The organism is Vibrio sp. 10N.261.55.A7 (assembly GCF_002877365.1).
In the GTDB taxonomy this organism is placed as follows: Bacteria; Pseudomonadota; Gammaproteobacteria; order Enterobacterales; family Vibrionaceae; genus Vibrio.
Genome location: NZ_MCWZ01000293.1, coordinates 32,621 through 57,967, shown reverse-complemented (window position 1 = coordinate 57,967; position 25,347 = coordinate 32,621). Strand labels below are relative to the sequence as shown.

Sequence of the window (25,347 nt, the reverse complement as noted above, 5' to 3'; positions counted from 1 at the left end):
ACTATGATATACGAATATCTTGTTATTTTTGGTTACTTCGCATTAATTGTTGGGATCGGTTTTGCCTTCAAGAAAATGGCGAACCGCTCGACGAGCGATTATTTTCGTGGCGGCGGCAAAATGCTGTGGTGGATGGTGGGATCAACAGCATTCATGACTCAGTTCTCTGCGTGGACGTTTACTGGTGCGGCTGGTAAGGCATTTACCGACGGGTTTGCCGTTACCTTGGTGTTTTTAGCCAATACATTGGCTTATTTCTTTGGCTACCTGTACTTCTCTCACCGTTTCCGTCAAATGAGAGTGGATACACCAACAGAAGGCGTTCGTCGACGCTTTGGGCATCAAAATGAGCAGTTCTTCTCTTGGGCTTTGATCATCTTCAGCTTCATTAATGCCGGTGTATGGCTGAATGCGCTGGGTGTGTTTGCCAGTGCGGTGTTCAACTCTGATTTGAACACCACCATTATCGCGACAGGACTAGCAGTACTTATCGTGTCTGTTATTTCAGGAGCATGGGGAGTCGTGGCGTCAGATTTCCTTCAGACGCTGGTCGTTGCGGTTGTCTCTATCGCGTGTGCTGTGGTCGCCCTTGTCGCAGTTGGTGGTCCAACGGTTATCGTCAACGAGTTTCCTAGCGGTTTCGTGATGGGACCAGACATGAACTACCCATTGCTATTGGTGTGTGCGTTTATTTTCTTTGTGGTTAAGCAGCTTCAAAGCATCAATAACATGCAAGACTCGTATCGTTTTCTGAATGCGAAAGATACCAACAACGCAAGAAAAGCGGCACTGCTTGCTGCTGCGTTAATGGGTGTGGGCAGTATTGTTTGGTTTATTCCACCATGGGCTGCCGCCATTCTTTACCCTGATGCCGCGGCGATGTACCCACAGCTGGGTGGCAAAGCGGCAGATGCGGTGTACTTAGTGTTTGCGAAAAACATCATGCCAGTTGGAACGGTTGGTTTGTTGTTGGCGGGTTTGTTTGCAGCCACCATGTCATCGATGGATTCAGCATTGAATCGTAACTCTGGTATTTTTGTTCGCAGTATCTATCAGCCACTGTTTGCTAAGAAAGAGACAAGCGATAGCCAATTATTGAAAATCGGTAAACTCATCAGTTTGTTTAGTGGTGTATTGGTTATTTGTGTCGCGCTCTTCTTCAGCTCGCTGAAAGAGATGAGCTTGTTTGATCTGATGATGTCGGTATCAACCATGATTCAAGTACCGCTGTTAGTGCCATTGTTCTTTGGCATGCTGTTTAAGCGCACGCCAAGCTGGGCACCGTGGGCAACGGTCGTGGTCGGTATGTTCGTATCGTGGTTAATGACGAGCGTGATTACGGCCGATGTGATTGCGGGTTGGTTTGGTATTGAAGAAATCACACGCCGAGAAGCGGGTGAACTTAGAATTGCAGCCACTATTGCGGCTCACCTATTCATTACAGCGGGCTTCTTTATCTCGACTTCTCTGCTTTATCGTGAAGAGAAAGATACTCACAGAGAAGAGACGGATAAATTCTTTGCTGATGTTGAAACGCCTATTATTTCAAAAGATGAATATGATGCCGTGGATACGGAACAACGCAGCAAATTAGGTCTAATGGTGATGTATATGAGCGCAGGCCTACTGGCTATGGTTGCCATTCCTAATCCATTATGGGGTAGGGTTGTCTTCTTACTCTGTGCAGTGACGGTGTTCTCAATAGGTTGGTTACTTAAACGCAGTGCTGACAAGTCAATAACCAAAGAGTTGAAGCCACAGATAAACTAGTTTCTGCGACTGCCTATTAAGGCTCTAATGTTCGCTATCAATGGAATGTTAGGGCCTTTTTATTATGAGAGGCCACTCGCTTCCTTTTAATAAAAACGCTCTTTCTGAGTCTTTTCTCACTTATAGAGCAACAAATTGCGACACACTGTTTAAGGAATGAACCCACAATCTTGAATAGGAAGACTCCCCAGTGAAATGCCTAGTTGTACTTGCCCACCCCCTTGAACATAGCCTTTGCAGCCATCTTGCTGAGCAAACGATAGAACACCTTAAAACCCAAGGGCATGAGGTCACGGTAAAAAACCTCTATGAAGAGCAATTCAACCCGGTTCTCAGTGCTTCTGAGCGCTCCAGTTATTACCAGCCAACGTTTGATTCATCTCAGCTCCATGACGACATTCAACAGCTAAAAGACACAGAGTCACTGGTGTTGGTGTTCCCCACCTGGTGGTTTGGCTTTCCCGCTATTTTGAAGGGGTGGTTTGACCGAGTTTGGGCGCCCACACACGCCTACAACCACGCCTCAGATCTTGGCGCGATCACGCCATGTCTCGACAATTTAAAAGAGGTGAAGGTGGTGACGACTTTGGGTTCTCCGTGGTGGGTGGATTTTTTTGTGTTGCGAAAACCCGTGAAAAAGGTGCTAAAAATCGCCTTGTTGGGGGCTTGTGCTAAGAAGTGCCGCTTTAAAATGCTCTCGTTTTACAAAAGTGAAGATGCGAGCCCAAATAAGATTGAACGCTTTATCGGCAAAATAAAGGCTGAGTTTTAGACATAAACGCGTTATAAACAACGCTTGGGAATAAGCTCAAGGAGGGAGCGGATGGAACATTCTAAAATCTGGCGTAATGATACCTTCTCTGGCGTTGAGCTTCTTTCTGCACGCTATGAAAGCTTCGAATTTTCTAAGCATTGGCATGATGAACTGTCGATAGGCATTATTGAACAAGGTGCCGAAGGTCTATTTTATCGCGGCAGTAATCTCATTATTCCTCAGAAACAGATTGTCGCGATTAATCCTGCAGAGGTTCATACTGGATTCTCAGGGTCTTCGATAGGCTGGCAGTATCGTATGTTCTACTTTGATGTTGATGAGCTTATCGAGCAGTTTGCTCACCACAGCACGCCGATTAATCCCATTATTGATCAGTCAGTGATTGATGATGAATCGTTATTCGATGCTCTGCGGCAGTTACACATATCATTAGAGCAGCCAGCCTTGGAGCTGAGTAAAGAGTCTTTCTATCTCTCTGCACTGGAAACCTTGTTCACGCGCTACGGTTCTGCCAAAGAAGAAGCGCTGCAACCATCATGCAAAAAAAGCAGTTATCTCGCGCGCGATTACCTTCGCGATCATTTTGAAGGTAACCCATCATTGAGCGACCTAGAGCACATTGCGGGGTTGTCAAAATTTCAGTTAATTCGAAGTTTTAAGTCAACATTTGGTGTCACTCCGCATCAGTATTTATTTCTGGTTAAGGTCAATCAGGCGAAGGCTTTACTCTCTGAAGGGGCAAGTTGTGTTGATGCTTCATTAGCGTGTGGCTTTTACGATCAAAGCCATTTTACGCGCAACTTTAAAAAAGCGTTTGGTGTTTCTCCGTCGAAATATTGCCCTTGATGAACCATAGCGCTCAAACCTGTCGCTATGACGTTCATAACCCTATGAATGTCCACTTTTAAACTTTCTCGTTTCCCCATGAAACACGTCAATTTTGTACAAGACCGACTCATCTTGATTGATTAATGTGGCTGCTCGTTAGTAAAGGAGAGTTGCAGTGTTTAGGAGAAGTGTATGAGTCTGTTTTTGACGTGGTTAGGGGTGATGTTTCCTTTGGTATTCAGCCCAGGGCCAGCGAACATTGTGTTTGCCGCGTCGGGTGCGAAAGTAGGCGTGAAACGCTCGATAGCTTTGATAGCCGGTGTCGACAGCGTGTTTTTGATCAAGTCGATCATCATCGGTTATGGCCTTGGTGAGCTGGTTCAGTCACACCCTGCTGTCATGAACGTGATGCAATTGCTCGGTTCTGCGTACTTGATTTACCTGGCGATTAAGTTTCTAAAATCGAGCCAATCAACAGTGAACAATGAAGCGAAAGAGCTGCGATTTGTTGACGGGCTTATCATCCAGTTGTTGAACAGCAAAGGGTGGCTAATGGTATTTCTGATGTTCACTCTGTTCTCTGAGCCTTCATTGGCAGCGTTTGGCGAATATGGGGTGGTCGTACTTATTGCATGGTTGGCGATGTTAAATATCTTGACGCACTTTGCGTGGGTAGCCATCGGGGAGCTGATTTCTAAGGTATCCAGCAACCCAACCTACGAGAAATCGTTGAATTGGTTTTACGCAGGGTGCTTAATAGTGGTCAGCGTGTGGCTTGTGGTGGACAACCCAATGATTAAAGGGCTGCTGCAATCAGCAGCTTAGTCGATGCCAAGTAAATAGATTCGATTAACCTCGTTACTGCGAGTGTTAATCGAATCGTATCAGTTAGCTGACGTACATGGGTTGGTTGAAGTGCATTGGTTGGCGTTAGTGGCTCCGTTTAGCGAGAGCCATATTGATTCGCGAGAGCCACATTGGCTGACTGGAAATAAAGCCGCTAAGTGCCGCAGAAAGTTCGATATGGCCCGAAATTGTTGGGGGCAGGGTGTGCGTATTCTTCGCAATCAGGCTGAACCTCAAACGGATTTTCTAATACCTTTAGCATACGTTCAAAAGGCTCATAATTGTTTTGCTCGGCCGCTGCGATCATCTCCTCAACCTTATGGTTTCTAGGGATATAGACAGGGTTATGCGTGTTCATCAGAGTGGCTCGCTCTGAGTCAGACATTGGATCCCTTTCGAGTCGCTGTTGCCATTTTTCGTTCCATGCATTCCATCCCTCTGGCTGGCTAAAGAGGGCGTGAGTGTCGTTCTCATTACCTAAGACGACAGCGGAAAGCGATCGGAAAAACAGCGTGAAATCGACATGTTGTTCGTTTAGTAGGGCAAACAGCTCTTGGATCAGTTCGTTGTCGCCATCTTCTTGATTGGTTATGCCTAGTTTAGCGCGCATTCCCGCCATCCACAGGCCTTGATAGTGCGCCATAAATTCATGCAATGTATTCGTGGCCAGTTCGACAGACTCTTCTTCGTTTTCAGCGATAAGTGGAAGCAGTGTTTCAGCGAGTCGCGCGAGATTCCACTGAGCAATGTGTGGCTGATTGCGATAGGCGTAACGGCCTTGAGAATCAATAGAGCTGAATACCGTATCAGGATCGTAGCTGTCCATAAACGCGCATGGGCCATAATCGATGGTTTCACCTGATATGGTGGTGTTATCGGTATTCATCACGCCATGAATAAAGCCAAGTAGCTGCCATTTGGACACGAGCTTCGCTTGGTTTTCACAGATGAGTTTTAGCAAGGTTAGGTAGCGATTATCCGACTCTTTTGCGGCAGGGTAATGACGCTCAATCACGTAGTCGGCCAGTTGCTGTACCTTATCTAGTTCTTCGTTAGCGGCAAAAAACTGAAAGGTTCCGACTCGAATGTGACTGGCCGCTGTTCGAGTGACGATCGCGCCAATGGCTGCCTGATTTCGCCAGATTTGTTCACCCGTGGTGACTGCCGCCAGCCCTCGCGTTGTTGGAACATTCAAAGCGTGCATCGCTTCAGACACGAGATACTCACGCAATACTGGGCCAATCGCCGCTTTGCCATCGCCAGAGCGAGAAAAAGGGGTTCGCCCTGAACCTTTTAATTGAATATCGCGTCGATGGCCATTTTTACTGATCACCTCGCCAAGCAATACCGCGCGACCATCCCCAAGTTGTGGGTTGTAACTGCCAAACTGATGCCCTGCGTACGCTTGCGCAAGAGAGTTCGAGCCTTCCAGACTTAGCGTGCCGGAAAATATCTCAGCCAATTGCTGATCCGTTGCGGATTCGGCCTCAATATTCAATGACTGCGCCAGTGCATAGTTAAATTTTATCAGCGAAGGCTCAGGTGCAGGCTCGGCATCTTGTGGCTGATAGAACCCAGGCAGTTCTTTGAAGTAGCTGTTATCGAACGGGATCGTAACGGAAGAGTGGGCATCCGAACTTTCGGTGTTTGGGCTAGTGCCTGTCTTATCGGCTAGCATGGTAACATTCCTTTTGTCATCAATGCTGACACCATACTGTGAGTGAGTAACAAGGGCAACTTGGATGTGCTAGAGGAATGGGCTGTTTGGAGTAAATGGGTGTAAAAAACCAGCAAATAACGAACGTATCTGCTGGTCCATATTCAACGTTAACTGACGGCGTGAGAACCTATCCGTCGTTTATCGCTGTTCCTTTATCACAGTTCGTTTATTGATTATCGCTTTTCGTTAAACGTCACTTGGTATTCGCCAATCCCTTCGTAACGAATGGTCGTTGCTTTGTTGAACTCAACTTCAACGATGCCACAGTAAGAACCCGTGATGATCGCTTCACCTGCTTTGAAGTCCACACCGCGGCGAACCATGGTGTTGATTAGCCAGTAGATTGGCGTTGCTGGCATCGTGTTTGGGTGCTTGCCCGCGAACTTCTGCACTTGGTCTTGCTGAGTCACTGTGATGTCGATAGTGGACGCGTTGAAAGCCGTTTCACGATCAATTTCAGGGCCAACGTATAGGCCTTGGTTCACTAAGCCATCAGCAAGTTTCTCAAAAAACTCCGCGCCGCTGTCATCAGCGAAACGAGATTGCATCAGCTCTAATGCCATGTGGCACGAACCAATCGCTTCGTTAATTTGCGCTTCACTGTAACCATCGGTGTTTGCAGGCAAGTCTTGGTTTAGAACAAACGCAATCTCAGGTTCGATGCGTACCACTTGCTTGTCAGCAAACAGCTCACAGGTTTCACCTTGTTGAACTGTGTCTGCGAAAATAGGGGCAACAACAAACTTATCGTCAGCAAGAGGAAGCAGACACTTCCAGCCCCCCACTTTGTCGCTACGTAAGTCGATCATTGAAGATTGCACTTGTAATGCGTCTTCTAATGAATTTGGGCGGTGTGACGCTTCGATACGTGGTGCTTTGGTGCCTGCCACGCGGCGGTTAAGCAGCTCTGTGGCCGCTTGTTGATATTTATTGGTCATATTGTATTACTTATATTGAATAATTTTCTCAATACTATCGAACTTTGTTTGCTCTGAATAGGTTTGTTCGTTGAGTTTCGACTTATTTGAGACAGATATTGATGTTGAATGTGGTTTGGATGCAAAAGCCCTGGTGTCACATTTCAATCAGAGAGTACGTGCCAATTTAGGAAGCGCATAAAGCAGCGGTAGCGATGCTTTTTGAGATGCGAATTTAGCGTGAAGTCGACCGCATTTTTTCTGTAAATGACATTTCCCTTATTTTTGTATGGACACCTCAGGATTACATTGAGTCATCTGTTCTAATAATAACGAAAGGCCCTACCCTATGTCTCAATTTGAACTTGATGGAACGTGGCGGCTTACCTCGCCGCAGCGCCCTGATATCCATATTCCCATGACTTTACCTGGTGACAACGTGACCGCCCTGTTGGAGGCGGATTTAATCCCCAATCCTTATCTGGCTGACAACGAATCCAAAGTGCGTTGGGTAGAAGAGTGTGAATGGCAGATTTCACGTGAATTTGAAGTGGATACGTCGGTCATGTCTGCTCAGCAAGTCTGGATGACGCTAACGCGCGTTGATACCTTGGCCACGTTTTACATTAATGATGAGAAAGCACTTGTTTGCAGCAACATGTTTGCTCAGCAACGTGTCGATATTAAGCCGTTTCTAAAACAAGGGACTAACTCAATACGGGTAGCCTTCGCGCGTGTCGACCTAGAAGGGATAAAACGGGCCAAAAACCTGCCGTTTCCAATTCCATCCGCTATGGGTAATAACCAGATTCCACACATGAATTTGATCCGAAAAACTCAGTGTCATTCGGGTTGGGACTGGGGGATTTGTTTGATGGTCTCTGGCATCTATGACCCTATTCAGCTTGATGTGGTGAGTCAGTTTTGGCTGAAAGATTTCTCTACGGATCAGCAATGGCAAACCGATGGCAGTGTAATGGTTGATGTATTGGTGGAGGTGGAATCAGAAGGGCAAGCGCAAACGGTGACGGTTGAGTTAGATGGTCAAAGCCGCACCGTTCAGACTGACGCAAGTGGTCATTATCATTGCCAATTTCACATTACACAGCCACAGCGCTGGTGGCCTGCCGGATATGGAGAGTCTCATCTTTACCCGATCACTGTGCGTTGTGGCGAGCAGCAACTCACCCGCAAGATAGGGTTGCGAGAGCTTAACCTAAATAACCAAGCCGACGAACGTGGCTCTGCGATGGAGTTCGTCGTCAATGGTGTGCCTGTTAATGCCAAAGGCGCAAACTGGATTCCAGTGGACGCGATGCCAGGCCAAGAGTCTGAAAGCCGTTATCGTAATCTGCTGCAAAGCGCGGTCGATGCGAACATGAATATGATTCGTGTCTGGGGAGGCGGGCAATATGAAAGTGAGACCTTCTATAACCTCTGTGATGAGTTGGGGCTGTTGGTTTGGCAGGACATGATGTTCGCCTGTTCGCTGTACCCTTCCGATGATGAATTCTTGAAAGAAGTGGAGCAAGAGCTTCGCTTCCAAATCCCACGGTTAAAAGAGCACCCATCGATTGCGTTATGGTGTGGCGACAATGAGGTGATTGGCGCAATAGGCTGGTATGACGAATCGAAATACAACAAAGTGAAATACACGGTGAACTACGATCGTCTCAATCGCATGATAGAGCAGGTGATAGGCCAACAGGACACCTCACGACGTTTCTGGCCAAGTTCACCCTGTAATGGCGAGTTGGATTTTGGTGATGCATGGCATGACGACAGCAAAGGTGACATGCATTTTTGGGATGTGTGGCATTCTGGCAAATCATTCAGCGCATATTTAGACGTTAACCCAAGATTCTGCTCAGAGTTTGGTTTCCAATCCTGGCCTTCTTTTGCCGAAGCAAAACAGTTTGTGCCAGAGCGAGATTGGAATGTTACGTCACCAACGTTTGAGCAACACCAAAAGAATCCGCGCGGTAATAGCATTATTACCGAAATGTTTACCCGCTATTTTCGCTTCCCAACTGGGTTTGAGCAGATGTTGTATCTGAGCCAAGTGCAGCAGGCGATGGCGATAAAAACAGCGTGTGATCACTGGCGAGCCATATCGCCTGTGTGCCGTGGCATGCTGTATTGGCAGTTAAACGATAATTGGCCAGTGAGTTCTTGGTCGAGCTTGGAATACAGTGGCCGTTGGAAGCAGTTGCATTACCATGCGAAACGCTTTTTTGCCCCACAGCATTTGGTGTTTTCAGAGCACACTGGCCAGTTAAGTGTGCATCTACTGAACGATGCCAAAGATCCAATCAATATGACGGGTGAGCTGCAATGGGTAGATTGGCAAGGAGGGGTCAAACAGCGTTGGTCACTTGAAAAAACCGTTGAGGCGGATAGCAATACCGTTGTTTGGCATTTAGACGATGGGCTGGATACGCAAGCATTGAAGTCAGGCTTTTTACACGTTGAGGCGCAAGTGGGCGAAGAGGCACTGTGCAATACTTGGTTCAGCACTCACGAGCTCAAAACACTGCCGATGGAAAAGGCGAACGTTGATCTTGCTATTGATGGAAACCAGATTACGTTGGTATCCGATAAGCCCGCGTTCTTTGTGCACTTAGAGTGTGATACCGACGGGCGCTTCAGCGATTCAAGTGTGACATTACTTGCTAACCAACCTGTGACCATCGAATTTTTGGGCGACGACACGGATGCAATGGCGCAGTCGTTACGTGTTTACCACTTGATGCAATAAGGTTGAATTCAAGATGGAATGGGAGCACTTGTGCTTCCTTCTTGATGGCGTCTTTGTTTCAACGATGTGCTTTACATTAACACATGAAGTTGAGCGTTCGTTTATGATAAGGAGTCACCCCACTGTCAGCTTATAAACATTGGGCGTTAGCCCGGAAACACGCTTAAAGGCTCGAGAAAAATGGGGCAGATCGGAATACCCGAGTTGATTCGCAACGTAGGTGAGCGAGTGCCCTTCTTCTATCAATTCACAAGCGACAGAGAACACCAAGTTGTCTCGAATCTTCCGAAAAGAGGTTCGCTCTTTGGTGAGCTTTCTTTGCAGAGTGCGAACCGAGAAGCTGAGCAGTTCTGCCGCATATTCTATGGTGAGATCTCGCTCCCGCACGTAAGGCTTTAGCACCTCAAATACCGTGTCGGTAAAGCTGGTATGCCATTCGACAAGTGCCGGTTTTTCACTGAGTGCTTTAGCGCTGAGCGCAATTGGCAGACTGAGGAGCTCAGAAGGAATCTGAACGCCTGTGTATTCATTCTCGACAAACAGTCGGCAGCGACGGGGAATGACCTGTTTTACAATGTCGATGTCACGGCTTTTCACTTTAACGGAGCTAGGCTGCCAATCTTCATTGAGTAATGCCGTCATCAACTGCGTAATATAGACGATGGCGAATGCCTCAGACCACTGGTAATACGGGTTTTCTTCACCAAGAGAATCAACGCAAAACCAATGATGACCGTGCTCTTGTACAAAGAAAACGTTGCTGCTCGGGGTGTCGTTGCGGAAGATTTGTTGTACGTCAGCAAGGGCATCGCCAATGGTTGGGTAGCGAGTAAACTGGTGCAGTATGACAGGCAAGATTCTCTGCCCAATCGCCAGCTTTAGAATGTCTACGAAGCTGCTGACCCCAAGCTGTGTGGAGCTAAGAAATATCAGCCGTTTGATGGACTCAGAGGGAACAAATTCGCTTTCAGATTGCATTAGATCGGCAGGTAATCCCGACTCTTCGAGCAATTTATGCAGATCCAAACCGAAGTCAGAGCAAACCTGAACGAGCACCCTAGCATAATTGGTTTGAATCACGGGAATCTTAAACTCGTGTGCACTCATCCATTGCTCTCCTTGCCCGTTTTAAAGTCGACGGTAACTAACGCTTCTTCGTTCACTTTATCACATTTATTCTGTGCCCTATTTTGAATTATTACCCATGTGCACCTAATGCCCTCCTAGATTGTTTTTCCTTAAGGTGGCGTAAAATGGCAACCTAATAAATCATGAATCCGTAGAATTGTATTCATTCGCTGAGGAGACAAAACAAAGACTTCAGCCACATATTTTCATTAACCCATTTATTCATCCTACGGGATAAATTAAGAGAGACACTATGAAATCGAACGTTCCATTTATGACTAAATCAGTTATCGGTATTACTTCTGTATTTGCTGCCAATCACTACTGGTCTTGGTTCACGGTCGATAGTGTCGAAGTTGCCGTTCTTGTGGGTGTGTTGGTACAGGCGTGTTTGAGTTTCTTTATTTGGTTAGAAGGTTTTGCCGCAGGCAAATGGCAACAACGAGGGTCTGCAAAAATCCACAAAATTGGCCGAGGCATTACGTCTTATATCTCGTTGGTTGGCGGTAAATTCGTGACGATGGCAATCATTGGCGCGCTATTTGGTGGATCGGTCGCAATGGACGGGTACTTCAATGGTGTGGTTGTCTTCTTTGGCCTTATCTTCTTGATTCTGGGTATGGAAAAAGTGGTAGAAAAAGTCTTTTTTAAGCCAGAAGCTGCGCAGGTTTAATCCGCGACAGAGCTTTAATCAAGAATATAGCGAAGGCACTCTTCTACGTGACTGGTGACTAAGAAATGGTTTGCGCCTTTGATGACATGCTTGGTGCTGTTGGGAAGAGACTCATTGAGTTGTTCACAAACAGCGCCAGCCACAGGGTTCGATTGGTCGCCATAAACAAGGTGAGTGGTAACCTCACACTGTTCTAAATCGGAGAGTGTACTGGTTATGGCGATATCCATGTCCCAATGACGAAGGTTGTTTTTGACCAGCGGTTGCATGCTATCTTGAATCGACAAAGGCAAGGTATCAAAAGCACCGTTGCCTGCCCAAAAATCAATCACCTGACCACACACATACGGTTTGTTCTCCCGAGCGTCTTGCCGATAGTGAGACAAGAAATCATCCACTCTTTGCGTCATCGCCAGATTGTTGGCTCGCCTCAATACCCAGATAGAGACGGGCTCAAAAAGTGTCATCTTTGATAACTTAAGGTCGCTTTTTAATGCTATGGCTAAAGCGATGCTCGCCCCTACAGAGTGACCGACAAGGTGCACAGGTTTGTCAGTGAGAGCCGTCACTGTGTCTCTGATTATGTTGATTTCGGTGTGGATGGTGGGAGATGAAAAATCCAATGGATCCGGCATTCCGCAATGGCCTGGCAGTTTAATTGAGATGCAGTGATGGTCTTTTGATAAGACCTCCACCATTCTCTTCCATGTTGACGTGCTCGCAAAAGAGCCATGAATAAAAACAATGGGGTCGCCACGGCCTTGTTGTTCAAAATAGCCATCAATACTCATGAATGCTCCAGTGCGTTGGTCTCAGATTTGGATAGGACGCCCTTAAACCTGAGTATAGAACACTCATTATCTCAAAGGTTATGGAGATGAACGAGGACTACTTCCGCATCACAATTGTAAAGTCTTCATTGGCATACCCGTCGATCAACTCGACTTGGGAGCACAGTGTTTTGCAATAAAAGAGGGTGCCTTTTTTGTTGTAGCCAGTGAGCAGGTTTTGTTTGGGGAAAGTACTCGAATCCAACAGATTAAAGATGACGATGTCGCTTGCCATTGCGTACATGCGATTGATCATCTTAGTCAGATATTCGGGGTCTCGGCTTTGGTAATTGAGTGAGCCACTGGCAATGACGACGTCGCTATTTGGTGCGGAATATTGGCTGATGTCGGCTCGAACGAATTGGCAAGGAGGTTGGGTATCAGAGAGCCGTTTTTTGGCGACGCGGAGAAACTGATGCTGCTGATCAACGCCAGTGTAGGCCGCGAGTTGATAATCTTGAGAAAGGTAGTCAAACAGCTCCCCATAACCGCAGCCTAAGTCGAGAACGCTCTTTCCATCAAAGTTGGTGGCACTTTTAATGATCTCAAAGCGTGCTTGTTGAGAGTGGTCGCTAGACCACCCTTGTATCTTAGATAAATTGCCCGACCACGCCTTGATGCGGTTGTAGTGGTAGAGATAGACATTGAGCCGGTCAAATAAGTGCATGTGTCTAGACTAGGCCAGTTTTCTTAAAATGAACATTTGGTAACCGAACTCGTTGAGGTAACGCTCGTAGATAGTCACTTCTTTACGGATGTCTTTCAGCGCTGCTGCGTTTGGCATTTCTGGCATCAGTGAATCAACGCGTTCTTTCAATGGCTTCCAGTAATTGCTCCATGCATCTTGGCTAAGAGAAAAGTGCTCAATAACCTCATAACCTGCGGCGCGAATTTGCTCAAGCCTTGTCGCAACGGTTTGAATGTCAGGGTATTCGCCTGCCCAGAATTTTGTGGTTTCGTCACTCGGTGAGTCGGTTAGCCAAACAAGATCACTGATCATGAGCATACCGTCTTGTTGAAGAAGATCGCGCCATTGTTTTAAGGCGTTGGTCACGCCCATGATGTAAGCGCTGCCTTCCGCCCAAATGAGGTCGAAGCTTTCTGTATTGAACGGTAGCTCTGTCATACTGGCGCAAACGGGCGACACTCTATTCGCCAAGCCATTTTGGGTGAGTGTTTCATTCAGTCGCGCAAGTGCTGATTCTTCGTTATCAACGGCGGTTACGGAAGCATCACCTTGGTTGGCTAGGAGGGTGGTGGATAACCCATTGCCGCAGCCGATCTCTAAAATCGAGGTGGGTTTAGACGGTAAGTGAGCGTACGCTTTCAATGTATCGCTTTCACTGCCTGGTCCCCAGCGTTCAAGTGTTTCAAAGACGGTCATAAAGTCCGCCATGTATTGTTCGTGTTCGTTCATGTCTTTTGATAACCATTTTAATCGCAGTGCCTCTTTTTGATTGAAGCCCTGCTTAACTAACCAATCCAGATGGGCATCTGGCGCAATCTTATCGATACTTTCGTGCCAAGACTTGCTATCGCCCTCGCCAACCAACGCCGCTAATAACTGCCGAGATTGTTGTTTTTGAGCAATCTCTTCGTCGAGGGTTTTAAGGCGGTTCTGAAGCAATGTTCGGTCAACTTTCGCTTCCAAACAGGCTTTGCACTCTTTGAGTGTTAAACCTCCCGCTTGAAGCTTTTGAAGCAGGCGTATTCGTTGTACATCTTTATCGCCGTAAACTCGGTAGCCATTGCTCAACCTGTGTCCAGAAATGAGTTCAAGCTTTTCATAATAGAGCAGAGCGGTACGTGACAGCCCCACCTTGTCTGCGAGTTCAGAGATACGGTATGACATGAACGCCTCGTGTATCGATTTAAGTGAGTAGAGACCTTAAACTATAAAGTAATAGACAGGTCAATGGCGAGGCCGGTTTTATTTTTACTTAGGGTGAGAAGTCTCTCTTGTTAAGGTGCAAATTGAGTGGATTAGGACGCACAATTATTGGCCAATGCAATGGTATATGAACGGTGTGCTTGAGCTTGGAAGTGGATGCTTTAGGGTATTTTAAACCTACCGAAAATGGATGTTCTCTGTTAGAGTCGCCTTCAACTACACTATTGAATAAAGATCCTCGTCGATCGTGCAAGATTGATGGGTGTTTATTCACTCTCAGAACTCTTTTTAGGACACCCTAGTGACTAACAACGAAATTTTACGTCGTATTCAGCACGCGTTAAACCTTAAGAACGCCCAAATTATCAAAGCTTTCGAGCAAGCAGACGTCACTGTCGCTCACGATAAGGTAGCGGATTGGCTAAAAGAAGAGAGCGAAAAATCTAGCGTTAAAATGAAAGATAAAGAGTTAGCGGTATTCCTCAATGGCTTTATTAACGTCAAGCGAGGCAAAAAAGAGGGCGAACAGCCTAAGCCTGAAGTTGCGTTAACCAACAACATGATTTTTATGAAGCTGCGTATTGCGCTTAACATGAAAGCAGAAGATGTCTTGGATATGTTAGAGATTGTTGGCATTAGCCTGAGCAAATACGAAATTGGCGCGTACTTCCGTAAGCCGAACAACAAAAACTACAAAGAGTGTGAAGACCAGCTGTTGTGTGATTTTTTAAATGGCGTGCAGTTTAACAATCGTCCTGACTCTGAAGAGTTCGCTGGGTAAGCACATCACTCGGCAATGAATAAAAAAAGCGAGAACCATTCGGGTTCTCGCTTTTTCGTTTTTATAAGGCTAAATCAGATTACAGCTTCACTATCAGCTTACCTTTATTGTCGCCCGTCATGAGTAGGTTTAACCCTGTCATGGCACTTTCTAAACCATCCAGTACATGGCTTCGGTACTGAACCTTACCCTGCATGACATAAGGCGTTAATTTAGCCAAAAGCGCGGGCACTTCGCCAAAGTGATCTGGCATGGTAAAGCCTTGAATCGTTATACGTTTCTTGATGATGTTGATCCAGTTTGGCCCAAGCGCTGGCGTCTCGCTCGTGTAATCGGCGATCATGCCACACACCATGATACGGCCAAAGGCATTCATGCGATTGAAAATAGCGTGCTGAATTGGGCCGCCCGTGTTCTCGAAAAACAGATCAATACCATTCGGTGTGAGGTCGATGAGCTGCTGCTCAAGATCGTCAGACTTATAGTTGATTGCGCCATCAAAGCCCAGTGTATTCACAATCCAATCGGCTTTTTCATCGCTTCCTACCACACCAATAACGCGCAACCCATCGGCTTTGGCTAGCTGGCCGACAATAGAGCCTACGGATCCTGCTGCGCCAGTGACCACGATCGTTTCACCCGCTTTCGGTTGACCAACGTTGAACAAACCTTGCGTGGCTGTGAGCCCTGGTAGAGCAAAAATAGACAGCGCCATTTCTGGGTCGATATCCGGTTGAACCTTATTAATGCCTTGCCCGTTTGTCACGGCGTACTCTGTCCAACCCATCATGCCCATGACTTTGTCACCCACAGTAAAGTCAGGGTGGTTTGATTCAACGATTTCTCCAAATCCGCTTGAGCGCATCACAGAGCCAAGGTCTACGGGTGGAATATAGCTGTCTGTGTCTGGGCTCATCCAACCAAGCATGGCTGGGTCTAATGACATGTGAGTTTGTTTGATGAGAATTTGGCCCGGCCCTGCTGATGGAATGTCTTTTGTTTGCACCTCAAATAGGTGAGGGCCGACTGGGCGGTTGTTTGGACGTTGGGTTAGCAAGATTTCGGTGTATTGGCTCATGGGGTGTTCCTTTTCATTCTGGTTATTCGTTTTGGCTGATGAAACCATTATTACTCATGATTTTGATGGTATATAGTGGGTAAAAAAGGAATCTATGTTGCCTTAATGACAATAATATCTTTCTTTGCACGGTTACTATAGGGTATTGGATAACCATAGGTGCTGGATTCAGGCTCAAACAATGGGTGACGTATGGACAAACTGAGAGCGTTAAAGTATTTCGCCGCGACGGTTGAGGCGGGGAATTTCACGGTAGCGGCGAAGCGATTTGGTGTGCCGGCTTCTTCGGTGTCGCGTCGTATTGCTGATTTAGAAGAGAGCCTTGGCGCGCAGTTATTGACTCGTACAACGCGAAGTGTGGTTCTCACAGAGGTTGGGCAGCAGTATCTGCAGCAAGTGAATACGATCTTGGCGCACCTTGAACAAAGTGATCAAGCGGTTCGTGATTATCAGACCACCCCCACGGGCGTGTTGAAAATAAGCTCTATGGTGGGTTTTGGCGATCAGGTGCTAACGCCCATTCTAGATGAATTCTCAGAACGCTACCCCGATGTGCTGTTGGATGTCGTGCTCAGTGATGAACTCTCTAAACTCAATCGTGATGATGTGGACATCGCCATTCGAGGCGGTTACGCCCCTGATGAGCGTGTTGTCGCCATCCACCTAATGGATAACTATTTTATTCCTGCCGCTTCGCAAACCTATTTGGATAAAGCGGGCGTACCGAATTCAACCATTGAGTTAAAAGATCATAAAGGCCTGTATTTTAAAACGCCGATTGGGCCGACGCCGTGGCTGAGTGAAATCAGTGGGGAGTGGCAAAACGTATCGGCACCCAGTGTGTTAACCACGAACAATGGCAAATGGTTAGCCCGAAAAGCGATGGAAGGGGCGGGTATTGTGATGCTACCGCGCTGGGTACTGAAGCCCTATTTAGAGCGAGGAGATTTGATTGAGTTAGTGTTTGACGAACCACTGAACATCACCGAGAACCCAAACCTTGGTGTCTACATGCTTTATCAGAAGCTGAGTTATGCGACGCCTAAAGTGAAAGCCGCGGTGGACTTCATAACAGCAAGGGTGAAAGGACAATAACGCAAGAGAATTCTCATTCATGTCAAAGCCACTTTTGGTTTAAGTGGTTTAAGTGGTTTATGTACAAAGAAATTACTCATTCCCACAATGGTGTGAGTGGTTATCGACAATATCTTGATAACGACTCGTTTGCTTTATTTTATCTAGTGCCTTCTGCCATCTTTCTACTTCTTCATCGCTGGTGGTGGGTGACATGGCGATGTACAAGTGAGACGTAAGCAAGGTAATGTCTGTAGAGCGAAGGCTGTCTTCTTCTAGATTGTATTTTGCCAACAAGCAGGGTAGGGCTGCCTGACCAATAGGAAAGTAATCGCCTCTGTGTTTGAGTAACATCTGTATGGCAATCGCCGTATTGTCGGCAAGTATGATATTTTTGTACCCTTCGTCCCTCAGTATTTTTTCTTCAGGGTATCCCTTTGCAACGAGTATAGAGCCCTCATTTTTAATGTCTTTTTTATAAGGGTATTTAGGGTCATTGAGCTGATAGAGGGCGACTTCATCAGAGTAAAAAGGCCCAACCCACTTAAACCAATCTTCTCTCTCTTTCGTGCGAGCCACCGAGAAAAGAACATGGTTTTCTTTGGTTTTTGTCAGGCCAATCCCACGACTCCAAGGTAAAACCTCGACTTCAGTACCTATGTCTAGGTCATCTAAGAGCCAATCGACGATTTCATATGACATTCCATCGACCTCTCCATTTTCTGTGGGGTAGGCGAAGGGGCGGAAATCCTCAGTAATCACTCGATATTGCGGTTGTGCAATGGCATCGAAAGAGAACAAAGACCAGACAACGAGAAACAGGGCTCTAGACATGCATCACACAGGTTTAATTTACAATGTTGTTAATAATAGTTCGATTTTGGATTTAGAGAGGAGTTAATTTGATCGCGTTCAATAGGGCAATCTAGCGTTGGTTGTTTAATTTGTTTTAAATCAATCACCTACGCATTGTTTTTCTGATTGCATAAGCTTGAAGATTAATGTGATCTTTTGATGAGTGAGTCACGTATTGACTTAACAGTTAGCCACAAAAGGAATTTAAAATGAGAAAGCATAGGTTGGTAACGAGAGACTTTTTACGCATCTTCGATCTGGTATCGACCCAGGGTACAAATACCGAGGGTGTGAGAGAGCTTTCTGGCATCAGAGCTTGGAATGATTACGATGGTTACACTTGTTGGCTCTCTTATAAAGACCTTGATGTCACTCTGATGTTTCACGGTAATTTAGAGGTGAGATGCGAGCATGATGACACGATGAATGAGTTTTATGCGCTGTGTGAATCGATGAGCCTTGTTGATTCCAGCGCCGAGTAAATCGTATGAAAAGCTCTTCACTATTACGCGTCGCGAGTCTATTCATTGGGTTGTTAGCAACGCACGCCGCGATGGCAGATACCCGAGAAGCACTCCACTCGCAACAATTCGAAGACAGAGACAGCAGCCTTATGATTGATTTTACCCAAGAGGATGAAGCGACGCGTTGGTCTGTAACTAATGACAGCGTCATGGGCGGTTTATCGGCTGGGAGAATGGCATTGGTCGACAATTACGGTGTTTTCTCTGGCGTTGTATCACTGGAAAACAATGGCGGATTCACCTCAATAAACAGGCCTATTAATGCTTTGCCTAGTGGCTTGGGCCGAGTTGAGATAGACATAGAAGGTGATGGATCTACCTATCAATTAAGAGCCGCAGTACTGAATGATGGCTATCGTATGTCCTACAAGCATGACTTCAAGACTGAACCTAACGTTCGCCAAACGCTATCATTTTCGTTGCTCGATTTTCAAGCCTCTTTTCGCGGGCGATTGATCACCGATGCGCCTGAGCTTCAGTCTGAACACATTCGTCAGGTCGGTTTTTTGGTGGCGAACAAGCAACAAGGCCCTTTCACATTGAAACTGTATAAATTAACCATTATTCACTAGATACTGAAAGCGAGTCACTAATAGCAATTCACGATCAACGAGTAACAGTGACGAGAGAATCACCTGAAATAGCGGTGCATGCTTCGTTAGTGTTGAGTTTTGGCGTTCGCCATTAATACGCATTAACGCGCATTAAGTAGAGGAGGTGAGCATGACTTTGGCTTTTAACCCGTCATCTTTTTCAACGGTTTCACCTTATTCAGCGGTTTTACCTTAAGCCTAATCTCAATATCAAGCTCCATGGGCCGATGGTTTTCATCCAACTGGGCTTCACTAAAGGGTTGATAATAGTGCTCAAGCAGTGGGAAACCGTCGGGTTCATAACCACTGTATGGTAGCCATTTTGCGTATAGGCTCAAGTGGAATTTCTGTATCTCTTGGGGTGACCCTTTGTAGTGAAAAACAGCGTACTTCCCGCCCTCCAATTCGCCAAGCTGAAACGGTTCTTGTATTTGATTGATTAGCTCCTCTCGGATGACGATGGCGGCATCATAGCGGCATTTCTCAGTAGGGGTAAAAATCGGATTGTCATGGCATAAGGCAAATATGGCCCCCTCTTTATCGTCGATTTTGTTTTCAATGCTCCATTGCATCAGGTCATCCCAACATTGAAATATGCTGGATAATTGATATCCCCTTTCTGAGCGTAATATACATAGAGGTTGGTTGGGCTGATGAATAATTCGGGAGGGGTGAATGATGCTGTCAGGTTGTGGCTCCTGATTCTTCATGGTGTGCACATGGCCAAGCGCCATTTTGTCCATGTTGTATTGTTGAGTGGGGTTTTGGCTGAGATCGGATATCGATTTTCCTTTTTTCACTTGAACGGGAGACACCCCAAAGTGCTCTTTAAAGGCGCGAGTAAAGTTGGTGCTACTTGAAAACCCAAGCGTCATGGCGATATCGGTGACAGAACTGTTTTGTGTAAAAAGAAGTAGATTTGCCGCTCGTTCTAGCCTCAGCCTATTTGTGTATTGAACTAGGCTTTCACCGATCATCACGCTAAAAATACGTTGAAAGTGGTATTTAGAGAAATGGCTGATTGCTGCTGCTTTTTCTAAGGTGAGCGGTTGATCTAGGTTCTGGTGGACATAGTCAAGCACCGGACGAATCCGGTCTTGGTATGTTTTCCAACTTGAGGTGGCGTTGGGGCTAGGCATCGACGAGTTTGGGCTCCCTGTTGGGGGTGAGTCTTTTATAGGTTTTCGAACACAGTGCAAAGGTGATGACCGCCGCGGTGACATCGCCGACAACAATAGCAATGAATATCCCGTCAAGTCCCCAGTATTGGGGCATTATCAGTAACAGTGGCGACATCACTAGGACCACTCTCAAGCTGCTGTAAAACGTTGCGGAGACTGCCTGACCTTTTGCTTGAAAGTACCCTGTTGCTATCATAGTGAACCCAGCAAAAGGCAGCCCCCATATTGAGGCATAAACGATCATCCTGCCATAACCAATGATGTCACTGTCGGTGGTAAAAACGCCCATCAATGTCTCTGGTATCGTCACAATGATGGCCATCATGATGCTGGCGTACAGGGTCATGAACATCAGCGCAACCTTAATACTCTTGCTTACCCTTTCTAACGCATTCGCCCCTAAGTTATAACCACAAATCGTTTGAAACGCTATGAGCATCGCAATCAGTGGCAATATAACAAAACCAGACAAGCGGCCAATGATGCCATAAGCACTGATCCATCCCTCGTTGGCAAGCTGGTGGAACTGATAATTAATCAAGCCGGTTTGAATCCCCATACTAAGCTGTGCCATTAAGATAGGGACGCCAAGCAAAGCAATGGTGCGCCAATGTTGAACACTGAATCGATATTGAATGCGTATTAGCGTCTTACCTTGTAAGTACATCCACCCTCCAATTCCAACAGCCGTCAACTGGGCCAATACCGTTGCCGCCGCCGCACCTTTAACACCGTAATCAAAGACCACGATGAATAAGAAATCTAGAATGATATTGAGGATCGACGAGGTGAGGATCAATGCCATCATGATCTGTACCTTGCCTTCTGCTCGAAATATATCGGTTATAACGGGCAAAAATATCGACACAAAAGCGGCCATGGTAATCGGTGCGGCGTAGGCATAGGCCGAATCGTAAAAGAGAGCCGGAACCGATAGAAACGCAAGAATAGACGGTAGATACCAGTAGCTTACAACGAAGAAAACTAGGCTGACGATTGAGGCCAGTTCAATGGCACTGCCTGCAATGATACCTGCTACTTGGGTTTTTCCCTCACCAAGCGAGCGAGTAAGAATCGACGCTGTCCCGCTTGAAATCATCGCGCCAATAGCCGCAATGAGCATCTGCAATGGAAAAACCGCAGACACGGCACCTATCGCCTCAGAGCCAACCCAGCGTGCAATGAAAATACCATCGACCACATTGTAGAGCCCAGCCATCATCAACCCAATACAGATGGGTACAGCCGTTTGAATGAATAGAGGAACAATCGGCGTATGAGCCAGTTCTTGAGTTGACTCGGCTTGCGTGGCCGCTATTTGAGTCGGATCTGTGTGCGTGTGAGTGGTCTGTGACATGTTAATCCCTGAACATCGTTGAGTTCCGAGAGTGTAGATCTGCAGTGCCGCGAAAAATATTCAATTCTTGCGGTATTGCAGACCCGTATGTTTGTAGCGTGTAATGTGGCGCGGATCGTAGCGTCGATTGTGACGAGAAACGATGGCTTTGCGCTGCACAACATTAAGCATCCTAAGGCGTGTTTCTCTACTGCCTAGCATGGCGACCAAAAAGCCAGATTTGAATGGATAATCAAGCCAGGCACTGCACCAGTATCCACCCTTTAATTGAATACATGGTAGGTTGCTATTTCAGAGGCGTTCATCCAATGAATGTCTTCTGCTGATGCCGCTTGGAGGGTATACCAATAAAATTCTGGATTGATATCGATATAGCGATAGTAGCTCAGGTATTCCTCATGCAATGGATGAGATTTAGGTAACAGGCTGCCTTCCATGCCATCGCTTGATCCCCAGCTGTGCACCCCAATTTTAGGCTCAGGATCACTCGCAGTTCTTTTGTTTCCGGACAGGAAGAGATCCACGCCCCCACTTGCGATCAAAGCGCCTTTATTGAGATGAGTGTTCATGCCTTTGTCGTGTATTTTTCTGGATAATTGCAGGTTTATCTCATCGTCACTGCTGCCTTCAATAACATTAATATTCAGTGTTTGAATGCGAGGAAACTCAGCGATCAATTCGTCGAAAGCATCCAAAGAGCCAGAGCAGATCACTCCGTCCAATGTGGCGACTGTCGGAGTTTTCGCGATAAAGGAAAGGGGTTTATCACCTTGAAGTTCAAAATACCCACAATCAGATTTGAACGCATTGGGATGACTGTTGACGCAAGCGATGGTGGTGAATGATAACGCAAGGACAACCATAGTTTTAAGTAGTGGCATGCTGTGCCTCATGAGTTGGAATGACTTTAATAACAGCAGTGTACCTTGCTTAAATGCGTAGATAAGTAACTAGGCGTATGTGAATGTATGGGTAATAATGACAAAGTTATTTGTATATAACATATGAATATTTACGGATGAACGAAGGTTACTGCTGGAATGACACAACAAAACATGCTGATTGTTGAAGACGACCCCAAGCTTCAACACATGCTAAAGGAATATTTTGTACAACAAGATTTTTCAGTAGCGACGTTAAGTGATGGTAGCGAAGCGGTGGAGTACATACTTACCCAGCAACCCGATATTGTGCTGCTTGATCTGATGCTGCCTGTAAGCGATGGGCTTACAATTTGCCGACAGACGCGATCCAACTTCAAGGGTAAAATCTTAATGCTAACGGCGAGTGATGATGACTTTGATCATGTCGCTGGGTTAGAAACTGGCGCCGATGATTTTGTGACCAAGCCTATAAAACCTCGAGTGTTGTTAGCTCGGGTTCGCAGCTTGTTAAGACGGCAGGAATGTCCGATTGACGTCGCTGATGATGGCGACCAGCTTACTTTTGAACGCCTGACGTTGAAGTTCCGGTACAAAAAGTGCGAGCTGGGTGGCACCGTCATACCACTAACCGACAGTGAATTTGACCTTCTGTGGATTCTAGCAAGCAACCCAGATATGGCGCTGTCGCGAGATTACCTGACTCAAGCGCTGAGAGGCATTGAGTACGATGGCTTTGACCGCACGGTGGATAACAAAATTGTACGGCTGAGAAAACTGCTCGGTGATGACAAAATGCCCGCAGAAAAGATCCAGACACTGAGGGGCAAGGGGTATCAATTTGTCTCGACTAATTGGCAGTCATGATGCCGTGGTGATGGTCTCTTCTGCCTCTCAATCTAAGCACCTAATTATGTGTACATCACGGTATGAACGCTCACACTGAGCCTTGGAAGAAGTAAACCATGCGACGAATTTATCTCGAATCCATTGTTGGCCTGATCAGCTGTTTTATTCTTAGCCTGTTTCTCTATGAAGTAACGGTTTATCAATTAAACACTGATTACGATTATGTTCTAGACGATTATGAGGCGCAGGCTTATCAAGAGCTTGTCGACAATATCGCGATCAATCAGGGGCTTGAGGCGGCTCACGAGGCGATGGATAAATTTGTGGCCACTTCTCGAAGCAAGGTCACGGCGTTTTCGAGTAATGACGCTCTACCTGATAACGTGGCAAACTATTTCGCTGAATATGCAGACAAAATGGTTTATCACGATGAAGAAAGGTTGCTTTGGTTTCGTCTTACAGACAGTTCTAAAACCTACCTTTATGAGCCCGACGAACAATCGTTTGTAAGACAAAAAATCGAGCTGGAAAGCAATTTGATTTGGGGCTTCTTTTTGTTCGGTTTTCTGCTCTATGGGTTCGGCCACCTTTTCATTATTTTTCGACGAGTAAAGCGTTTAGAGCAAGCCACACTGCGCTTCTCTGAGGGTGACTTTTCTGCCCGCGCTGACATCTCGGGTGGTAAAACGATAGGCAGCATGGGTCAGACATTCAATCTCATGGCAGAGAGAATTTCTCAGCTTATCGACAGCAATCGTTCACTGACCAATGCCGTAGCGCATGAACTGCGTACGCCTGTCTTTCGCATACAGTGGCAGGCTGAAATGCTCAAGGATTCGGCTCTCGACTCTGAGCAGAACACGAAAGTCGACAGCATCATTGAAGATACGGAAGAGATGGAACAAATGGTCGACGAATTGCTTCATTTCGCTCGGTTTGAGCGTGGCAAAATGGATCTTGAATTGGAGACCGTTCAACTCGATGACTACCTGAATCAGGCGATAAAGCGTTGGGGAAAAGAGAGCGATCTTAAGATAGATTCACGGGTTCACCGCGCCGATAGCCAGCAAACGTTTTTGCTGAACGCCGATAAAAAACTGCTTGGCCGGGCATTGGATAATCTGGTGCGTAATGCGTTGAAATTCGCCGAAAGCAAAGTACTCATCGAAACTAAAGCGGGAAAAGACGTCGTGAGTATCAGTGTGCATGATGACGGGCCTGGCGTTTCCATTGAGCACAGAAGTCACCTGTTTGACCCTTTCTACATCGCAGACAAGGCTAGAAGCAAAGCCAAAAGCGGCCACGGATTAGGGCTGTCGATTGTCGACAAAATCTGCGAGCAACACAATGCCAGTATTGAGGTGAGTGACAGTGAGCACTTAGGCGGTGCTCTATTCAAAATAAGCTTCCCCGTTTGTAATGAGCCTGCTGACAAATCGTTACGGTAAATACAAAGTCACCAAGACATAATTATCTCCAGCGGGCAGAAGCGCTGTTATTTCGCTCTGCCCAATCACATCAATGTTTAGGAGATAACATGAAAAAGCTACTACTTCTCGCCACCCTTTCACTTGCTGTGACTGGTTGTGCTCAACAAACGTTTGTTATGACCCCTCAAGAGAGCGAACCCGCCATCACCGAATCACACCACTTCTTTATTGATGGTTTAGCTCAGAAGAAAGAGGTGGACGCTGCTGAGGTATGCCACGGCGCGGATCAAGTAGCGAAAGTAGAGGTTCAAAAAACCTTTGTGAACGGTCTGCTGGAATTCGTCACCTTTGGCATATACAGCCCACGCGAAGCTCGTGTTTATTGCAAAGCGTAGGAGATTCATTTTGGTCGGTGCATGACCGTGTTATCAGAAAAACGAGTTGTGAGAGAGACGCGTTACCAGAGATAAAAGCAGCATCGCGTCTTAATCACAGCATCAGAGCATAAAACATTGGGAACTAAAGCCTTGTACAGCTATGTCACGACGTAGCGGCAACGCTTTAGTTCCTTGATTCATTCTCCGTTTCGGGGAATCACGACAGAGTCG

Annotated in this window: 24 protein-coding genes; 13 read left to right on the top strand and 11 right to left on the bottom strand. The window is 46.4% G+C overall.

The features are described from left to right. Window positions 1-3: 3 nt before the first annotated feature. From BCU12_RS15520 to BCU12_RS15505, 4 genes are all read left to right on the top strand, one after another. Window positions 4-1,770, top strand: a complete 1,767-nt coding sequence (locus tag BCU12_RS15520) for a transporter (RefSeq protein ID WP_102405161.1) — start codon at window positions 4-6, stop codon at window positions 1,768-1,770. Window positions 1,771-1,960: 190 nt separating this feature from the next. Then, on the top strand, window positions 1,961-2,542 hold the full coding sequence (locus BCU12_RS15515; RefSeq protein WP_102405160.1) for an NAD(P)H-dependent oxidoreductase: 582 nt from the start codon (window positions 1,961-1,963) through the stop codon (window positions 2,540-2,542). 51 nt (window positions 2,543-2,593) lie between these two features. Beyond that, window positions 2,594-3,391 carry an AraC family transcriptional regulator gene (locus BCU12_RS15510; RefSeq protein ID WP_102405159.1) on the top strand — a complete coding sequence of 266 codons (798 nt, stop codon included), beginning with the start codon at window positions 2,594-2,596 and terminating at the stop codon, window positions 3,389-3,391. A 174-nt stretch (window positions 3,392-3,565) separates the two neighbouring features. Then, the gene (locus BCU12_RS15505) at window positions 3,566-4,198 is read left to right on the top strand and encodes a LysE family translocator (protein ID WP_102405158.1); all 633 of its coding nucleotides are present in this window, start codon (window positions 3,566-3,568) and stop codon (window positions 4,196-4,198) included. A 175-nt stretch (window positions 4,199-4,373) separates the two neighbouring features. Here BCU12_RS15505 and BCU12_RS15500 read toward each other — a convergent pair whose 3' ends face one another. Beyond that, window positions 4,374-5,897, bottom strand: coding sequence for a protein adenylyltransferase SelO (locus tag BCU12_RS15500; protein WP_102405157.1), 1,524 nt, complete (start codon window positions 5,895-5,897; stop codon window positions 4,374-4,376). A 215-nt stretch (window positions 5,898-6,112) separates the two neighbouring features. Then, complete coding sequence (locus BCU12_RS15495; protein ID WP_102405156.1) at window positions 6,113-6,877, bottom strand: hydratase; 765 nt, start codon at window positions 6,875-6,877, stop codon at window positions 6,113-6,115. Between the two features lie 328 nt (window positions 6,878-7,205). Here BCU12_RS15495 and BCU12_RS15490 point away from each other — a divergent pair, with 328 nt between their 5' ends. After that, window positions 7,206-9,614, top strand: a complete 2,409-nt coding sequence (locus BCU12_RS15490; protein ID WP_102405155.1) for a glycoside hydrolase family 2 protein — start codon at window positions 7,206-7,208, stop codon at window positions 9,612-9,614. Between the two features lie 114 nt (window positions 9,615-9,728). On the opposite strand, the gene BCU12_RS15485 is transcribed toward BCU12_RS15490, so the two are convergent. Next, entirely contained in the window at window positions 9,729-10,721 is a 993-nt protein-coding gene (locus BCU12_RS15485) for an AraC family transcriptional regulator (RefSeq protein WP_102405154.1), read from the bottom strand. 274 nt (window positions 10,722-10,995) lie between these two features. On the opposite strand from BCU12_RS15485, the gene BCU12_RS15480 reads away from it, so the two are divergent. After that, entirely contained in the window at window positions 10,996-11,415 is a 420-nt protein-coding gene (locus BCU12_RS15480; RefSeq protein ID WP_102405153.1) for a hypothetical protein, read from the top strand. Between the two features lie 14 nt (window positions 11,416-11,429). Here the strand turns inward: BCU12_RS15480 and BCU12_RS15475 are convergent, their stop codons facing one another. The 3 genes from BCU12_RS15475 to BCU12_RS15465 form a co-directional block, all read right to left on the bottom strand. After that, the gene (locus BCU12_RS15475; RefSeq protein ID WP_102405152.1) at window positions 11,430-12,206 is read right to left on the bottom strand and encodes an alpha/beta hydrolase; all 777 of its coding nucleotides are present in this window, start codon (window positions 12,204-12,206) and stop codon (window positions 11,430-11,432) included. Window positions 12,207-12,303: 97 nt separating this feature from the next. Next, complete coding sequence (locus BCU12_RS15470) at window positions 12,304-12,912, bottom strand: class I SAM-dependent methyltransferase (RefSeq protein ID WP_102405151.1); 609 nt, start codon at window positions 12,910-12,912, stop codon at window positions 12,304-12,306. Between the two features lie 9 nt (window positions 12,913-12,921). Further along, window positions 12,922-14,097 (bottom strand): methyltransferase domain-containing protein, encoded by a 1,176-nt coding sequence (locus tag BCU12_RS15465; RefSeq protein WP_102405150.1) that lies wholly within the window; start codon window positions 14,095-14,097, stop codon window positions 12,922-12,924. A gap of 340 nt (window positions 14,098-14,437) precedes the next feature. Between BCU12_RS15465 and BCU12_RS15460 the strand changes: the two genes are divergently transcribed. After that, window positions 14,438-14,917 carry a DUF1456 family protein gene (locus tag BCU12_RS15460; protein ID WP_102405149.1) on the top strand — a complete coding sequence of 160 codons (480 nt, stop codon included), beginning with the start codon at window positions 14,438-14,440 and terminating at the stop codon, window positions 14,915-14,917. A 79-nt stretch (window positions 14,918-14,996) separates the two neighbouring features. Here BCU12_RS15460 and BCU12_RS15455 read toward each other — a convergent pair whose 3' ends face one another. After that, complete coding sequence (locus BCU12_RS15455) at window positions 14,997-15,995, bottom strand: NADP-dependent oxidoreductase (RefSeq protein ID WP_102405148.1); 999 nt, start codon at window positions 15,993-15,995, stop codon at window positions 14,997-14,999. 192 nt (window positions 15,996-16,187) lie between these two features. Between BCU12_RS15455 and BCU12_RS15450 the strand changes: the two genes are divergently transcribed. Further along, window positions 16,188-17,090, top strand: a complete 903-nt coding sequence (locus BCU12_RS15450) for a LysR family transcriptional regulator (protein ID WP_102405147.1) — start codon at window positions 16,188-16,190, stop codon at window positions 17,088-17,090. A 72-nt stretch (window positions 17,091-17,162) separates the two neighbouring features. Here the strand turns inward: BCU12_RS15450 and BCU12_RS15445 are convergent, their stop codons facing one another. Continuing rightward, window positions 17,163-17,903 carry a transporter substrate-binding domain-containing protein gene (locus tag BCU12_RS15445; protein ID WP_102405146.1) on the bottom strand — a complete coding sequence of 247 codons (741 nt, stop codon included), beginning with the start codon at window positions 17,901-17,903 and terminating at the stop codon, window positions 17,163-17,165. Between the two features lie 230 nt (window positions 17,904-18,133). Between BCU12_RS15445 and BCU12_RS15440 the strand changes: the two genes are divergently transcribed. Both BCU12_RS15440 and BCU12_RS15435 read left to right on the top strand, forming a co-directional pair. Further along, window positions 18,134-18,406 (top strand): DUF3081 family protein, encoded by a 273-nt coding sequence (locus BCU12_RS15440; protein ID WP_102405145.1) that lies wholly within the window; start codon window positions 18,134-18,136, stop codon window positions 18,404-18,406. A 5-nt stretch (window positions 18,407-18,411) separates the two neighbouring features. Continuing rightward, window positions 18,412-19,020, top strand: a complete 609-nt coding sequence (locus tag BCU12_RS15435) for a CIA30 family protein (protein WP_241909847.1) — start codon at window positions 18,412-18,414, stop codon at window positions 19,018-19,020. 164 nt (window positions 19,021-19,184) lie between these two features. Here BCU12_RS15435 and BCU12_RS15430 read toward each other — a convergent pair whose 3' ends face one another. From BCU12_RS15430 to BCU12_RS15420, 3 genes are all read right to left on the bottom strand, one after another. After that, window positions 19,185-20,180 carry a GyrI-like domain-containing protein gene (locus tag BCU12_RS15430; RefSeq protein WP_198599349.1) on the bottom strand — a complete coding sequence of 332 codons (996 nt, stop codon included), beginning with the start codon at window positions 20,178-20,180 and terminating at the stop codon, window positions 19,185-19,187. Beyond that, the gene (locus tag BCU12_RS15425) at window positions 20,173-21,579 is read right to left on the bottom strand and encodes an MATE family efflux transporter (protein WP_102405143.1); all 1,407 of its coding nucleotides are present in this window, start codon (window positions 21,577-21,579) and stop codon (window positions 20,173-20,175) included. Before BCU12_RS15425 ends, BCU12_RS15430 begins: the two co-directional genes overlap by 8 nt. A gap of 263 nt (window positions 21,580-21,842) precedes the next feature. Then, window positions 21,843-22,460 carry an alpha/beta hydrolase gene (locus BCU12_RS15420; protein ID WP_102405142.1) on the bottom strand — a complete coding sequence of 206 codons (618 nt, stop codon included), beginning with the start codon at window positions 22,458-22,460 and terminating at the stop codon, window positions 21,843-21,845. A 159-nt stretch (window positions 22,461-22,619) separates the two neighbouring features. Between BCU12_RS15420 and BCU12_RS15415 the strand changes: the two genes are divergently transcribed. From BCU12_RS15415 to BCU12_RS15405, 3 genes are all read left to right on the top strand, one after another. Further along, window positions 22,620-23,327 carry a response regulator transcription factor gene (locus BCU12_RS15415; protein ID WP_102405141.1) on the top strand — a complete coding sequence of 236 codons (708 nt, stop codon included), beginning with the start codon at window positions 22,620-22,622 and terminating at the stop codon, window positions 23,325-23,327. Window positions 23,328-23,425: 98 nt separating this feature from the next. Continuing rightward, window positions 23,426-24,757, top strand: coding sequence for an ATP-binding protein (locus tag BCU12_RS15410; RefSeq protein WP_102405140.1), 1,332 nt, complete (start codon window positions 23,426-23,428; stop codon window positions 24,755-24,757). An 89-nt stretch (window positions 24,758-24,846) separates the two neighbouring features. Continuing rightward, window positions 24,847-25,134: a Bor family protein gene (locus tag BCU12_RS15405; protein ID WP_102405139.1), complete on the top strand. Its 288-nt coding sequence runs from the start codon at window positions 24,847-24,849 to the stop codon at window positions 25,132-25,134. The last annotated feature ends 213 nt before the right edge of the window (window positions 25,135-25,347 follow it).

Coding starts and splice junctions, on each gene's coding strand:
- BCU12_RS15520 (WP_102405161.1), top strand. CDS start 4: ATGATATACGAATATCTTGTTATTTTTGGTTACTTCGCATTAATTGTT.
- BCU12_RS15510 (WP_102405159.1), top strand. CDS start 2,594: ATGGAACATTCTAAAATCTGGCGTAATGATACCTTCTCTGGCGTTGAG.
- BCU12_RS15505 (WP_102405158.1), top strand. CDS start 3,566: ATGAGTCTGTTTTTGACGTGGTTAGGGGTGATGTTTCCTTTGGTATTC.
- BCU12_RS15500 (WP_102405157.1), bottom strand. CDS start 5,897: ATGCTAGCCGATAAGACAGGCACTAGCCCAAACACCGAAAGTTCGGAT.
- BCU12_RS15495 (WP_102405156.1), bottom strand. CDS start 6,877: ATGACCAATAAATATCAACAAGCGGCCACAGAGCTGCTTAACCGCCGC.
- BCU12_RS15490 (WP_102405155.1), top strand. CDS start 7,206: ATGTCTCAATTTGAACTTGATGGAACGTGGCGGCTTACCTCGCCGCAG.
- BCU12_RS15485 (WP_102405154.1), bottom strand. CDS start 10,721: ATGAGTGCACACGAGTTTAAGATTCCCGTGATTCAAACCAATTATGCT.
- BCU12_RS15480 (WP_102405153.1), top strand. CDS start 10,996: ATGAAATCGAACGTTCCATTTATGACTAAATCAGTTATCGGTATTACT.
- BCU12_RS15475 (WP_102405152.1), bottom strand. CDS start 12,206: ATGAGTATTGATGGCTATTTTGAACAACAAGGCCGTGGCGACCCCATT.
- BCU12_RS15470 (WP_102405151.1), bottom strand. CDS start 12,912: ATGCACTTATTTGACCGGCTCAATGTCTATCTCTACCACTACAACCGC.
- BCU12_RS15465 (WP_102405150.1), bottom strand. CDS start 14,097: ATGTCATACCGTATCTCTGAACTCGCAGACAAGGTGGGGCTGTCACGT.
- BCU12_RS15455 (WP_102405148.1), bottom strand. CDS start 15,995: ATGAGCCAATACACCGAAATCTTGCTAACCCAACGTCCAAACAACCGC.
- BCU12_RS15450 (WP_102405147.1), top strand. CDS start 16,188: ATGGACAAACTGAGAGCGTTAAAGTATTTCGCCGCGACGGTTGAGGCG.
- BCU12_RS15445 (WP_102405146.1), bottom strand. CDS start 17,903: ATGTCTAGAGCCCTGTTTCTCGTTGTCTGGTCTTTGTTCTCTTTCGAT.
- BCU12_RS15440 (WP_102405145.1), top strand. CDS start 18,134: ATGAGAAAGCATAGGTTGGTAACGAGAGACTTTTTACGCATCTTCGAT.
- BCU12_RS15435 (WP_241909847.1), top strand. CDS start 18,412: ATGAAAAGCTCTTCACTATTACGCGTCGCGAGTCTATTCATTGGGTTG.
- BCU12_RS15430 (WP_198599349.1), bottom strand. CDS start 20,180: ATGCCTAGCCCCAACGCCACCTCAAGTTGGAAAACATACCAAGACCGG.
- BCU12_RS15425 (WP_102405143.1), bottom strand. CDS start 21,579: ATGTCACAGACCACTCACACGCACACAGATCCGACTCAAATAGCGGCC.
- BCU12_RS15420 (WP_102405142.1), bottom strand. CDS start 22,460: ATGCCACTACTTAAAACTATGGTTGTCCTTGCGTTATCATTCACCACC.
- BCU12_RS15415 (WP_102405141.1), top strand. CDS start 22,620: ATGACACAACAAAACATGCTGATTGTTGAAGACGACCCCAAGCTTCAA.
- BCU12_RS15410 (WP_102405140.1), top strand. CDS start 23,426: ATGCGACGAATTTATCTCGAATCCATTGTTGGCCTGATCAGCTGTTTT.
- BCU12_RS15405 (WP_102405139.1), top strand. CDS start 24,847: ATGAAAAAGCTACTACTTCTCGCCACCCTTTCACTTGCTGTGACTGGT.